Below are 11,887 nucleotides of genomic sequence, written 5' to 3'. Positions count from 1 at the left end.
GGGCATTATCATGGGACTTGGAGAAGATATCAAACGGTTAAAGGAATTTGACGGGTCGACGCATGTCTTGTCGGTGTATCTGAGCACGGCACCGGATAAGCGGAATCAGTGGGAGACGATTCTTCGTAATGAAAAGAAACGCCTGTTGACGGAACAGGATGATAAAAAGGCTGTCGAAGCGGTTTTTACGAAACTGGAACAAGCCGTCAACAATCAGCGGACGGATTTACTGCGGAGTATCGTCGCTTTTGTCTCAAGTGATGATTCGCTCCATGAAGTCTATTTGCTCCAGCTCGATGTAACGGATGAAATCAGTTATTACGCTAAACCAAATCTTAATCAACTCGAAGTACTGGACCAACAATTCCCTCGGACCGGTATCGTTTTGACGCATCTTGATTCGGCGACCGTTCTTGACGTCCGCCTCGGCGAAGTGGACGCGGCGCACGAGTATGAACTGGATCTCGATACCGGTCAATGGCGGCGTTACCAGGGACGGAGCGGGCGGAGCGGCGCTGCAAGCAGCAATCAGACGGACGATTTCCGCGATCGGGTCGAACAGCAGGCAGAACGGTTTTACCGGGAATTATCGGGAGAGGTCGAAAAATTAAACCGGTCGCTCGGTTGGGAGCAGATCATCGTCATCGGCGAACGGTCGCAAGCGAACTTCCTCGAGCAGGCCTTAACGACCAAACCAAAACAGGTCATTCATAAAAATTTGTCGCAATCGAGCCAGCAACAGATTCTCAAGCAGGTATTTTGAGCGTCAACGTCTAAAGTATAGCTTTAGACGTTACATAAGGAGTGACGAAACATGTTCATGCACCATATTACCGATCAATTAAGTTTGAAATTAATCGAACGCCAGGACGCCGACGCGCTGTATGCGTTGATTGACGCGAACCGGGACCACTTGCGCCAATGGCTCGGCTGGGTCGACGGAGCGACGGGACCCGACATCTACCGGAACGAAATCATTCCGGCCTGGTTGACGGACTATGCGAACGGCAACGGCTTTGCCTGCGGGATCTATTTTGAGGGCGAACTCGTCGGGACGATTGCCTTACACGAAATCAATCAGATGTTACGGCAAACGTCGATCGGGTATTATTTGACCGGGAACGGGCGCAGCAAAGGATTGATGACGACTGTCGTCGCATTTATCACAGACTATTGTTTTACGACATTACAACTGAACCGGGTCGTCATTGAATGCGCGGTCGGCAATACACGAAGCCGGAAGATACCGGAACGTTTAGGTTTTCAGCAGGAAGGAATCCTTCGGGATGCGGAAAAGTTATATGACACGTATCATGATGTTGCCGTTTACGCGATGCTTGCACGGGATTGGTCACACGATTTCATTGGGGCCGAACTGCAGACAGACAACCGTTCGAACTGAAACAAAGGGGGATTGACGATGATTCAATTTGAAAAAATGTCGGAAACGGCATATGCAGCATATCTACCGGGAGCGATCAAAGAATATGCCGAGGAGAAGGTCAAGGCCGGGACATGGGCAGAAGTCGAAGCCGTTGACCGCTCGGCAGCGGAGTACGGTCAATTATTACCGGACGGGATTCACACGAAACAGCATTATCTATTTTCGATTTTGGACGACACCGAACAGCCACCCGTCGGCATGATCTGGTTTCAATTAAGTGAATCGACGCACGGCCGAACCGCCTTTATCTTTGATTTCAAAATCGAAGAAGATCATCAAGGGAAAGGGTATGGACGGCAAGCGATCGAGATGCTTGAACAGGTCGCCCGGCGGATGAACATTAAAAAAATCAAATTACACGTCTTTGCTCATAACACCCGGGCGATTCATCTCTATGAAACGACCGGATTCGTTACGACGGATTTACATATGACGAAAACATTGAACTGACACACAAAACACCTCGGTTGTTCCAAGCGGACAACCGAGGTGTTTTACTGTCTTCAGCGCCAGGTCTGAAGGGTGTTGGCGAACTGGATATCGGTTTCGAGTTCACCGTTGATATGTGTCGACGTAAAGTCATTTCCAGCCAGCCAGTCCTTAAAGTCAAACTCGACCGGTTGTTGGTCGCCTCCTAAAGCGAACCAGACTTTCATGTCGGACGGGAAATAGGCCGATGTATGAATCGTTCCTGCCCAGTGACTGTACAGGTCGGAGAAAACTCCTTTATCGGAATCGTTCAACAGCCGGAACGCCGATTCTGCATCTTGGATCATGTGCTGGTGAGTCTTCAGCTCCATCATCCGCCGTTTCGAGTCGTCGAGGTGGAACCGGTTTTCATGTTGCAGCAAATCAAAATGATTCGTACAGAGATTCGTCTCCCGGACTTCGATGTCACGGGCTGTCGCCTCGATGACGAATGAGCGGTTTGACCGATCATGGACGACATAACTGAACGATCCGCGGTGCGGCATCTCCTTGACGAGCGAAATCGCGTCATCGACGGACGTACACATCTCGAGGATGATCCGTCCGATCATGAAACTGACGAAGCCGTCACCGGGCCGGCGGCGGTTGATGAAATTGTAGCCCATCGCGAGACCATGTTCGTTCATCCCGTCCATCCGTCCCGTGACGCGGGACGCCGGTCCTATGATGGCGGAACCGCCGTCGGTCGGTTGGAAGACAGAAAACCGTCCGTCGTATGTCATCGGATGATAATCATAGTTGCGGACGAGGAAATTATCGCCGGTCATGATCGAACAGCCACTTTTTGGTCCTTCAACCCGGTAATGACCAAAGTGGAGCAATGTATCGGCGAGTGATAATTGCAGTTCATCCTGTAAGCCAAGTAATTCGTCCCAGATGTGCGGGGCATAGCGTAAGAACATTTCTTTCGTTTCGACGGGATCGACCTGAAAACGCGGAACCCGGATCTTCCAGTTGTCTTCGCGGTTATGAAGCAGTTCATTTCGTTTGACGTAGCGCCCCTGTTCGCGACCGAATTCATAGTGTGTTCCACGGAACTGCGTGATTTCGTTTGAGACAGACTGCACAGCGTTCACTCCTTTGGTTTCTGTATGATTCTGATTATATCGAATCCGTCATCTACTGTCGTAAACAAGGGCTCAGTACAACACATCCGGATGATGAAAAATGAAAAAAGACTGAATCATTTGCTTAATTGACCGATAAACAGGTGGGAGGGGTCTACCTATGAAAAATTTATCAGTACGGAAAAAGATTCAACTGTTGATCGCGACAGCAATTGTCGCAATGATTTTGCTAGCAAGTGCCGGACTCTATTTCCTGAATCAGATGGCGAATGCCTCGCAAATCATGTACAAAGAAAATTTACTACCTGTGCAAGAAGTTGCTCAAATTCGGATTGATACTCGAGCACTCGACTCGTTTTTGGTTGAAATGATTCTAACGACGGATGAAAAGCGAATCGAAGAATTACAATCTGAAATTGATATACGTCAAGCTCAAATTCAGTCGTCTTTAGGTACATACGAGCGTGAAGCTAAGATGACCGCTCAATCATCCAAGCAATTAGAGGAATTAAAAGACAATGTATTGGCGTACGACAACGGAATGAGTGTAGTGCAAGACTTTGCGTCACGAAATGAAAATGACGACGCTTATAAGAGTTACTCGGAAAATCTAGAGCAAGTCCGTGATAATGTTGCCAACTCAGCGAAAAGTTTGATGAAAACCATGACAAAACAATCAAGAGACATCAACGCATTGAACCAGCAGGAAAAGCAGACAGCGTTTTACATCATGCTCGGGATTTTCCTACTCGCGTTACTGTTATTCGCAGGTCTCGCAATTTACATCACACGTCTGATTACACGACCAATCCGTTCACTGCAAGGGTGGATGAAGCAGTCGGGTGAGGGCGACTTAACCGTCCGCGGTGATTATGTTTCGAAAGACGAGCTTGGTCAATTGACGACATCATTCAACACGATGACAGAACAGCTCCACCACGTCATCATCGAAATGACGGACACGTCAAAACATGTCGCGACAGCATCAGACGAATTAAGTACGAATGCGGAAGCAACGACAAAAGCGACGGAAATGGTCGCTGTGACGATGGAAGAAATTGCAAGCGGTGCAAGCCAGCAATTAAATCAAGTGTCCGGTGCGTCGCGGACCGTCCAGGACTTAACGTCCGGTGTCAGTCAGGTCGCCGGTAACGCCCAACAGATGACGGACGCAACGGGCGACGCGATGGATAAAGTCATGCACGGCGGTCAGGTCGTCAGCCAACTCGGTCAGCAGATGGAACGGATTAACACCGATTTCACGGAACTGGGTCAAGTGATCGTCGGACTCGGAAACCGGTCGCAGGAAATCGGTCAGATTACCGATTCGATCACTGGAATCGCGGCGCAGACGAATCTGTTGGCACTTAATGCGGCGATCGAAGCGGCCCGCGCCGGCGAACAAGGACGTGGATTTGCAGTCGTCGCAGCGGAAGTCAAGACGCTCGCTGAGCAGTCGGCACTTGCTGCGAAACAAATCGAAAGCTTGATTCAAGTCATCCAACGCGAGACGGAACAATCCGTTACGTCGATGGAGAAGGTGACGGCAGAAATGACGAACGGGATTCAAGTTGCCGGAGAAGCGAGCGCTTCGTTCCAAGCGATTGAACGTTCGATCAGTGACGTGACGGGACAAGTGGAGGAAGTCTCCGGTGCTGTCCAGGAAATGGCTGCCGGCAGTGAACAGATTTCCGCGATCATGCGTGAGATTCAATCGGTGACGGAAAGTACGGCCGCAGGAACGGAAAACATCTCGGCTTCGACGGAAGAACAGATGGCTTCGATGCAGGAAATTTCGTCGGCGTCGCAATCACTGGCGACGATGGCGGAAGATTTGAAACGATTATCAAGTCGTTTTCATGTGTAAGTCGTACCTGTTCATCTAACTAAAAAACAAAAAACAAACGGTCTGAATTCTATAGAAAAGAATTCAGACCGTTTGTTTTTTTAAAAGAAGAGTCAAACTCACTTCTCTGCATAGAATGGTTCTGCTGTTTGCCGCGTCTCTACCGACTTCGACAGCTTGTTGTCGACGAGAATGACGACGACTGAAACGGCGAGTGCAAAAGCACCAATCCATGGCAAATAATGCAATAAGCTGTTTTTGACAGCAATTCCGCCGACTCCGGCACCTGCTGCCATCCCGATTTGTCCGAAGGCGCTATGCAGACTTAACACAATACTAGCTGCTGAAGGTGCAAGCGTAATGAGTCGGAATTGAATCGGTGTTCCGGAAGACCAGGCTGCCAGTGCCCAGAAAACAAGTAAAACGTAGAACAGGGAAGCCGATTGTCCGATGAACGGGAACAGGAATAAGGCGAGTGCATGAAGCAACATGCTTCCAGCCAGCGTTCGGAACGATCCCCATTTGTCGGTTCCGAATCCGCCTAATTTAGAACCGATGGCACTTGCGATTCCAAATAGGAACAGTGCCGTCGTCACCCCTTGGTTACTCATGTTAAAGACATCCAGGAAATATGGAGAAATATACGTGAATACGACGGAATACGAGCCCAACCAAAGGAACGTAATGAGCAGATAGGCTGAGATTCGCGGTTGCATGAAGAATTTAAATTGTTCACGTAATGGAACGGGTTCCTCGGCCTTGGTTTGTGGGATCATCACCAGTGCTAAGACGGAGAGCAGTAATCCAATTAGGCCAAGACCGATGAAAATGACATTCCACTCGTAGTGGGAGGCTACGACCCGTCCAATCGGAACGCCGACGACTAAGGCTGTACTATTTCCCATGACGACCGTGGCAATCGCACCCCCTTGTTTTCCGGGGGCTGCCAAGACGGCAGCAAGCGTTAACAGCGTCACTTGAATGACTCCCGCACAAAGGGCGGAAAGGATTCGGGCGGTCATTAACATTTCGTAACCTGACAAGAAAGCAATCAGCACATTGACGATGGAAAAAATCGTCAGCGCATAGACAAGCAGTTTCTTTCGTTCCAATCGAGCCGTCATTGCAATCAGAAAAGGTGTTCCTGCTCCGAAGGCAATGGAGAATACTGTAATGAGTTGTCCGGCGGAAGAGACGGAAATATGATTGGCATCAGCAATCTTATCTAAAATACCGGCAATGACATATTCGGATGTCCCATTCAAGAAGCTGATAACTGCTAATAAATAAATTTTCGATATGTTTGACATGATACGGTACACCTCGGTTTATGACTTTTGTATTTTCAACTCTCGGGTTGCTTGAAATACTTACTCATAGTACAGTAGCTGTACTTCTTAATAAAATGCATATTTGTCATAGGGGGCATACCAAAAACGTTATGAACAGATCACAAATCGAACTCATCATCCAGATTGCCGAGACGGGCAGCTTTACTAAAGCCGGAGAACACGTGCACATGACGCAGCCGGCCGTCAGCCGGACGGTCGCTTCGATTGAAGCGCAGCTCGGAACCAAGTTGATTAAAAGAGATAAAAAGAACGGATTGTTTTTTACGGAGGTCGGCGAACAGATTCTGGTCATTCTTCGGAAAATCACGAGTGAGTTCCAAAAAGTAGATGAATTGGTGGCATCAGAACGCGGATTAGAAATCGGAAAAGTTCATGTGGGTGCTTACCGGACCGCATATACACGTTTTCTGCCTAAAATCATTCGGACGATGGAGGAACAGTATCCCGGACTGGAGATTAAGTTGTGGGAAGGAACAATCGATCAGATTAAAAAATGGTTACGGACAGAATGCGTGGATGTGGGAATCATCACTTCGACGGATCAAGAATTCGATACGATTGCCCTTGCAGAGGATCAACTGATTGTCCTTCTGCCGGTCCGTCATCCTTTGGCCGCTCAGGAAACCGTGAGTATCCTCGATTTGAAAGAGCAACCCCTCTTAATGGGGAAGGATGGTGTCGAAAAGCACATCTACAGTTTATTCGAAGAACATGACCTGATTCCGAAAGTCAGGTTTGAAATGGATCAGCTCGAGACGGGAATAAGTATGGTTCAGGAAGGATTAGGGGTGACCATTACGACGAAACAAAGCATCGGGACGTTACCCGATCACGTTATATATCGTGAACTCACACCGAAGACGTTTCGTAATATCCAATTGGCCGTGCGGAACAAAAAAGATACTTCAAAGGCGACGGATGTTTTTATTCAAACAGCACTCACGCTATTTACTCCCGACACATTAGAAAAATGACAGAGCTCTGTTTTTTTCATAAGAAGTCATAAATCAGGTCAAGGATTGATTATTTGAAACGGGTATCCCAAACGGATGCCTGTTTTTTTATGGAAAAAGAAGGGATTTGAAGTAGTGAACAGTAATAGATAGAAACAGTGAGAAAAGGAGGTTATGGAAGTGGACCCACGTGAAATGATTGCTGCCATGATGCTGTCCGCAATCGTGTTACCAATCGTTCTGCTCGGAATAAAGTTGAAATCACGCGGACGCGCAATGATGTTCACTCTCGCCGGTGTCATCTGTATCGCGTACGGGGTCTACTTGATGGTTTATCCGTATTATCTTGATCTACGAAGTGCGAGCAATGCCGAGCAGGTCGAGATGTATCTCGAGAAGACCTATCCGGGTGAACGTTGGACGACAATGACTGTTCCTTATTGGGAAGAACAATATAAGCATCTCAATCCGTATAAAATCGACGTCGTCTTTGGCAATGAACCGGATGCCGTCTATACCTATGCTGTAAATGATAAAGGAAACGTGGAGCTCATCGGATTTTCAACCACAAGCGATAAAGTTGATTTTAAGCATTTGGAGGAAAACCGATAATCAACCAAAAAAACCAGCTCCGCCTGACGGCGAAACTGGTTCAAAACTTTCGTCAAGATGTTAACGTGTTGTCTTTTTGCGACGATAAGGACGACATCGTTTTGACGGCGAAGAAGGCAATCAAACCGAACCCGACCTTGTTCGTCAAATCGGCAAAGTTGTAAATCAATTCGCGGACGAGCTGGATTTCAACGCCCGGCGCAAACAACGTGACGGCGTAGCCGATCGGATAGATGGCCCAACCGATCAAGATGAACAACCGCATTTTCAAGAGGGCATCGCGAATCGGAGCCGGTTTGTTTTCGGCAGCTTTCGTGACATTCGTAAACAGCAGATAGATGATATAGATCCAGGCGAGACAACCAATCAGATACGACCACAGTCCGAGTTGCGTGAAACCGCCGGCGATGTTGATTGAGGATTCGCCGATGTAGCCGCCGACGATCATGATCACGTCAGCGATTACGAGTTTCGTTAACAAGGACCGGCCGAGCCGGCCTTTCAGACCGAGCAACAATGGAAACTTGACGAGCAACAGCGGCGTCGTGACGAGCCAGTCGATATAACGGATTTCCGTTGGAAAACCGTCGATTTCCGATAACAGACCGGACGTTCCGACGGCATCTTTCATAAAGTAATAATGAATGGCAGCGACAAAGGTGACGAGTGCAGCAACGGTTGCGGTGGAGCGGTATTCCGGTGCCAGTGAATTCCGTTCGACTAAAAAGTAGAGTGTTCCGGCAGCCATACCGACGAATCCGACCCAAAACATATACTGCGTGGCAAGAACGAGTAAATTGACTTCTTCCATGATCAGTCACTCCTTCAGTACACAAAACACGCGCTTCTATACATTTAGTATAGGACGGCACCGGCAACAATGAAGTGCTTCAACCGTTCCGTGATGTGCGGTGAGGTACTGAAAAGACACAAGTTAGACGTACTTTTTGAACAGTTCGGGACACAGAACCTAAAACACCAAAATGGAGGAATTCAGATGACCTTTCCCACTTTAGAAACGACTCGTTTACAGCTCGTTGAAGTAACACCGGAACACGCTTCGGCACTCTTTCATATCTTATCGAACGAAACCGTCACCCGCTTTTACGGAATGGATCCACTTCGTGAACAAAACGATGCGTTGAACATCATCGGGTCTTTCAAACAGACGTATAACACGCAACAAGGAATCCGGTGGGGCATCATGATCCGTGACAGCGGGACGTTCATCGGGACGCTTGGTCTGAATCATCTCAGTCTGTACAGCAAAAAGGCGGAAATCGGTTTTGAGCTTGATCCTGCGCACTGGCGGCGTGGCTATGCAGCAGAAGCGATTCAAGCTGTGTTGGAATATGCGTTTAAGACACTTGGATTACACCGGATGGGTGCCGTGACGTTTTTAGAAAACGAGGCATCTGTTCAACTGTTAAAACGACTCGGGTTCGAAGAGGAAGGGATTTTGCGTGGTTATCTTTATCAAGGCGGCTCATCGCACGACGGACGGATTTTTTCGTTGCTGCAACCAGATTATCAGTTGATGGTACGGGAACAACACGGACAGGAAAAACCGGTATGAAAGTGAACCGGATTGATCACGTCAGTATCAACGTATTGAGTCTAGTGGAAGCGACACGTTTTTTCGTCAGCTTGGGATTCGTCGTAAAAGGTGAATGGGAATCGTCCGGACCGCAACTCGACCGGATTACCGGTCTGCGTAACGTCAAGACTTCGTGTGCCGCTCTCGGCGTACCCGACGGAGAGACGTGGCTTGAACTTGTTCAATATCAGACTCCAGTCGATACTGTTCAATCATCAAACGAAGTTCACGCGGCAGGTCTTCGTCATCTTTGTCTCAATGTCGAGTCGCTTGACGCGATGATGACAATCGTGAACGAGCAGGGCTATACTTCGATCAGTCCGGCAGAGCAGTTTGGAGAAACGTACCGAATTTGTTATGTCAGGGGACCGGAAGGCATCATACTGGAAATAGCGGAAACTATCTTAAACTAAAGGAGGGAAAAGATGTTTCGTAATTCAAAAGGCAGCACCCAGGTCTGGCTCAATGATCTTGGTGTTTGTTTATTCGTCCTGATTGGTCTGACGCTTGCGACGCATCCTGTCGTCATCACGGCATCTGGACGTTTGATGTACGATGAAACGATTTGGCCGAGCACCGAAGAAATGAAAAAATTCATCAATTTTTACTTTGCGGCCTTTTTTGTCTACTTTTTGACGGTCAATCAACTGTATCCGCGTTTTAATAGACGTCAGCTAAAAAAAGACTTGAATAACAAAGAGGTTATATAATAAATTGGTTATATAGAGAAAATCGTCAGTCCGAACGTGTCGGCTGACGATTTTCCCGTTGAAGCTCAATCCGGAAAGGAGGAATTGACTTGATTCGTACGGCGAACCCTGTCGAAGAGATGAGCCAGTTCTTAAAACTGCTCAGTGACAGTACACGTCTTGAAGTGTTACGTCGGTTGCATGCCCGGGAACATTGTGTCTGTGATTTTGTCGAAATGTTTGATATCTCACAACCCGCCGTCAGCCGTCACTTAAAATTGTTGCGTCAAGCACAGGTAATTTTGGAACGGCGTGAACGGCAATGGATTTACTTCCGATTGAATCCGGATCATCCGCAGCATGACTTGTTGTTGACGATCTTAACCTCAATGGAACCATTACCAGTTCCTGTACCGAAGAGTTGCTGAGTTTTAATTAAACAAACATGGCTGATACATAACAGAAATGTTATGTACGAAAAAATGTATACAGCCGTTGTAAAACAGAGAACAAAATTAATCCAGAAATGAAGTGAACGCATTGACCGGCACACATCTACTTGCGATTGGGATTTTCCTGATCACGTTATTTTTAATCATCAAACAACCAAAAGGTCTTGGCATCGGCTACTCCGCGATGGGAATGGCACTGATTGCTTTACTGACCGGCGTCGTTAATCTGGATGATGTCTCGACCGTCTGGGGCATCATCTGGAATGCGACGTTTACGTTTATTGCTCTGATCATCATCTCGTTGATTTTGGATGAAGTCGGCTTCTTTGAATGGGCTGCACTTCATATGGCACGCATCGCGAGAGGGGGCGGTGTCAAACTTTTTGTGTACCTGACACTACTCGGCGCACTGGTATCGGCCTTATTTGCAAATGACGGTGCCGCCTTAATCCTGACACCAATCGTTCTCGCCATCGTCCGCTACTTAAAATTACCGGACTACGTCGTTTTGGCGTACGTCTTTGCGTCCGGATTTATTGCCGATACGGCGAGCTTGCCGTTCGTCGTCTCGAACCTCGTCAATATCGTCTCGGCCGACTTCTTTGACATCGGCTTTACGGAATATGCGTCACGAATGGTTTTCGTCAACGTCTTTTCCGTGATCGGCAGTTTGCTTGTGTTGTATCTGTACTTCCGGAAAAGTATTCCGAAGACGTATGATGTGACGCAACTCGTCGCCCCGTATACAGCAATCAAGGATCAGCGGATGTTCAAGTTATCGTGGCTGGTGCTCGTGTTGCTTGTCGTCGGCTACTTCACGAGTGACTTGATCGGCATTCCAGTTAGTCTCGTTGCCGGCATCATCGCCTTGTTCTTCTTGTTGATGGCGCGTCGTTCACCAAGTGTGCCGACGAAAAAAGTCATCGCCGGTGCACCGTGGGCAATCGTCTTCTTCTCACTCGGAATGTATATCGTCGTCTATGGTCTGCAAAATGCCGGATTGACACAAGTCCTTGCAGATATCATTGATGGTTTTGCGACGAATCTGGCCGCGGCGACGTTTGGCATGGGCTTCCTTGCTGCCATTCTTTCATCCATCATGAACAATATGCCAACCGTCATGATTGATGCCCTTGCGATTGATCTCAGTCAAACGACCGGAATCATCCGGGAAGCTTTGATTTATGCCAACGTCATCGGATCTGACTTAGGTCCAAAAATTACACCAATCGGAAGTCTGGCGACCTTGCTCTGGTTGCACGTTTTGCGCTCAAAAGGTGTCAAGATTGGCTGGGGACAATACTTTAAAATCGGTACGATTCTGACGATTCCAACGCTTGCGATTACGTTGCTCGGATTGTACATCAGCTTGTTACTTTATTAATT

Annotated in this window: 14 protein-coding genes; 11 read left to right on the top strand and 3 right to left on the bottom strand. The window is 47.8% G+C overall.

What is annotated here, in order from left to right:
* Window positions 1-10 precede the first annotated feature (10 nt).
* The 3 genes from MUN34_RS07090 to MUN34_RS07080 are packed head-to-tail and all read left to right on the top strand — an operon-like array spanning window position 11 to window position 1,894.
* Window positions 11-763 carry a VLRF1 family aeRF1-type release factor gene (locus tag MUN34_RS07090; RefSeq protein ID WP_247857282.1) on the top strand — a complete coding sequence of 251 codons (753 nt, stop codon included), beginning with the start codon at window positions 11-13 and terminating at the stop codon, window positions 761-763.
* A gap of 51 nt (window positions 764-814) precedes the next feature.
* Window positions 815-1,402: a GNAT family N-acetyltransferase gene (locus MUN34_RS07085; RefSeq protein WP_247857281.1), complete on the top strand. Its 588-nt coding sequence runs from the start codon at window positions 815-817 to the stop codon at window positions 1,400-1,402.
* An 18-nt stretch (window positions 1,403-1,420) separates the two neighbouring features.
* On the top strand, window positions 1,421-1,894 hold the full coding sequence (locus MUN34_RS07080; RefSeq protein ID WP_026828444.1) for a GNAT family N-acetyltransferase: 474 nt from the start codon (window positions 1,421-1,423) through the stop codon (window positions 1,892-1,894).
* A 53-nt stretch (window positions 1,895-1,947) separates the two neighbouring features.
* Here the strand turns inward: MUN34_RS07080 and MUN34_RS07075 are convergent, their stop codons facing one another.
* A complete protein-coding gene (locus MUN34_RS07075; RefSeq protein ID WP_026828443.1) occupies window positions 1,948-3,000 on the bottom strand; it encodes a C45 family autoproteolytic acyltransferase/hydrolase in 1,053 nt (350 codons plus the stop codon).
* A 160-nt stretch (window positions 3,001-3,160) separates the two neighbouring features.
* Here MUN34_RS07075 and MUN34_RS07070 point away from each other — a divergent pair, with 160 nt between their 5' ends.
* Entirely contained in the window at window positions 3,161-4,867 is a 1,707-nt protein-coding gene (locus MUN34_RS07070) for a methyl-accepting chemotaxis protein (RefSeq protein ID WP_247857280.1), read from the top strand.
* Window positions 4,868-4,965: 98 nt separating this feature from the next.
* Here MUN34_RS07070 and MUN34_RS07065 read toward each other — a convergent pair whose 3' ends face one another.
* Window positions 4,966-6,156 (bottom strand): MFS transporter, encoded by a 1,191-nt coding sequence (locus MUN34_RS07065; RefSeq protein ID WP_026828441.1) that lies wholly within the window; start codon window positions 6,154-6,156, stop codon window positions 4,966-4,968.
* A 131-nt stretch (window positions 6,157-6,287) separates the two neighbouring features.
* On the opposite strand from MUN34_RS07065, the gene MUN34_RS07060 reads away from it, so the two are divergent.
* Both MUN34_RS07060 and MUN34_RS07055 read left to right on the top strand, forming a co-directional pair.
* Complete coding sequence (locus tag MUN34_RS07060; protein WP_026828440.1) at window positions 6,288-7,172, top strand: LysR family transcriptional regulator; 885 nt, start codon at window positions 6,288-6,290, stop codon at window positions 7,170-7,172.
* A 159-nt stretch (window positions 7,173-7,331) separates the two neighbouring features.
* Complete coding sequence (locus MUN34_RS07055; RefSeq protein ID WP_247857279.1) at window positions 7,332-7,763, top strand: hypothetical protein; 432 nt, start codon at window positions 7,332-7,334, stop codon at window positions 7,761-7,763.
* A 52-nt stretch (window positions 7,764-7,815) separates the two neighbouring features.
* Here the strand turns inward: MUN34_RS07055 and MUN34_RS07050 are convergent, their stop codons facing one another.
* Window positions 7,816-8,574: a bacteriorhodopsin-like gene (locus tag MUN34_RS07050; RefSeq protein WP_247857278.1), complete on the bottom strand. Its 759-nt coding sequence runs from the start codon at window positions 8,572-8,574 to the stop codon at window positions 7,816-7,818.
* Between the two features lie 186 nt (window positions 8,575-8,760).
* On the opposite strand from MUN34_RS07050, the gene MUN34_RS07045 reads away from it, so the two are divergent.
* From MUN34_RS07045 to MUN34_RS07025, 5 genes are all read left to right on the top strand, one after another.
* The gene (locus tag MUN34_RS07045) at window positions 8,761-9,339 is read left to right on the top strand and encodes a GNAT family N-acetyltransferase (protein WP_247857277.1); all 579 of its coding nucleotides are present in this window, start codon (window positions 8,761-8,763) and stop codon (window positions 9,337-9,339) included.
* Window positions 9,336-9,773 carry a VOC family protein gene (locus tag MUN34_RS07040; protein ID WP_247857276.1) on the top strand — a complete coding sequence of 146 codons (438 nt, stop codon included), beginning with the start codon at window positions 9,336-9,338 and terminating at the stop codon, window positions 9,771-9,773. The genes MUN34_RS07045 and MUN34_RS07040 overlap by 4 nt, the downstream gene beginning before the upstream one ends.
* Window positions 9,774-9,785: 12 nt before the next feature.
* Window positions 9,786-10,070, top strand: coding sequence for a hypothetical protein (locus tag MUN34_RS07035; RefSeq protein ID WP_247857275.1), 285 nt, complete (start codon window positions 9,786-9,788; stop codon window positions 10,068-10,070).
* Between the two features lie 89 nt (window positions 10,071-10,159).
* Complete coding sequence (locus MUN34_RS07030) at window positions 10,160-10,477, top strand: ArsR/SmtB family transcription factor (RefSeq protein ID WP_247857274.1); 318 nt, start codon at window positions 10,160-10,162, stop codon at window positions 10,475-10,477.
* Window positions 10,478-10,580: 103 nt separating this feature from the next.
* Complete coding sequence (locus tag MUN34_RS07025) at window positions 10,581-11,885, top strand: arsenic transporter (protein WP_247857273.1); 1,305 nt, start codon at window positions 10,581-10,583, stop codon at window positions 11,883-11,885.
* Window positions 11,886-11,887 lie beyond the last annotated feature (2 nt).

Origin of the sequence: Exiguobacterium sp. 17-1 (assembly GCF_023096305.1) — a bacterium.
Taxonomy (GTDB): Bacteria; Bacillota; Bacilli; order Exiguobacteriales; family Exiguobacteriaceae; genus Exiguobacterium_A; species Exiguobacterium_A sibiricum_A.
This window is presented reverse-complemented; position numbering and strand designations above follow the sequence as displayed.

Coding starts and splice junctions, on each gene's coding strand:
- MUN34_RS07035 (WP_247857275.1), top strand. CDS start 9,786: ATGTTTCGTAATTCAAAAGGCAGCACCCAGGTCTGGCTCAATGATCTT.
- MUN34_RS07065 (WP_026828441.1), bottom strand. CDS start 6,156: ATGTCAAACATATCGAAAATTTATTTATTAGCAGTTATCAGCTTCTTG.
- MUN34_RS07050 (WP_247857278.1), bottom strand. CDS start 8,574: ATGGAAGAAGTCAATTTACTCGTTCTTGCCACGCAGTATATGTTTTGG.
- MUN34_RS07085 (WP_247857281.1), top strand. CDS start 815: ATGTTCATGCACCATATTACCGATCAATTAAGTTTGAAATTAATCGAA.
- MUN34_RS07090 (WP_247857282.1), top strand. CDS start 11: ATGGGACTTGGAGAAGATATCAAACGGTTAAAGGAATTTGACGGGTCG.
- MUN34_RS07060 (WP_026828440.1), top strand. CDS start 6,288: ATGAACAGATCACAAATCGAACTCATCATCCAGATTGCCGAGACGGGC.
- MUN34_RS07040 (WP_247857276.1), top strand. CDS start 9,336: ATGAAAGTGAACCGGATTGATCACGTCAGTATCAACGTATTGAGTCTA.
- MUN34_RS07045 (WP_247857277.1), top strand. CDS start 8,761: ATGACCTTTCCCACTTTAGAAACGACTCGTTTACAGCTCGTTGAAGTA.
- MUN34_RS07080 (WP_026828444.1), top strand. CDS start 1,421: ATGATTCAATTTGAAAAAATGTCGGAAACGGCATATGCAGCATATCTA.
- MUN34_RS07070 (WP_247857280.1), top strand. CDS start 3,161: ATGAAAAATTTATCAGTACGGAAAAAGATTCAACTGTTGATCGCGACA.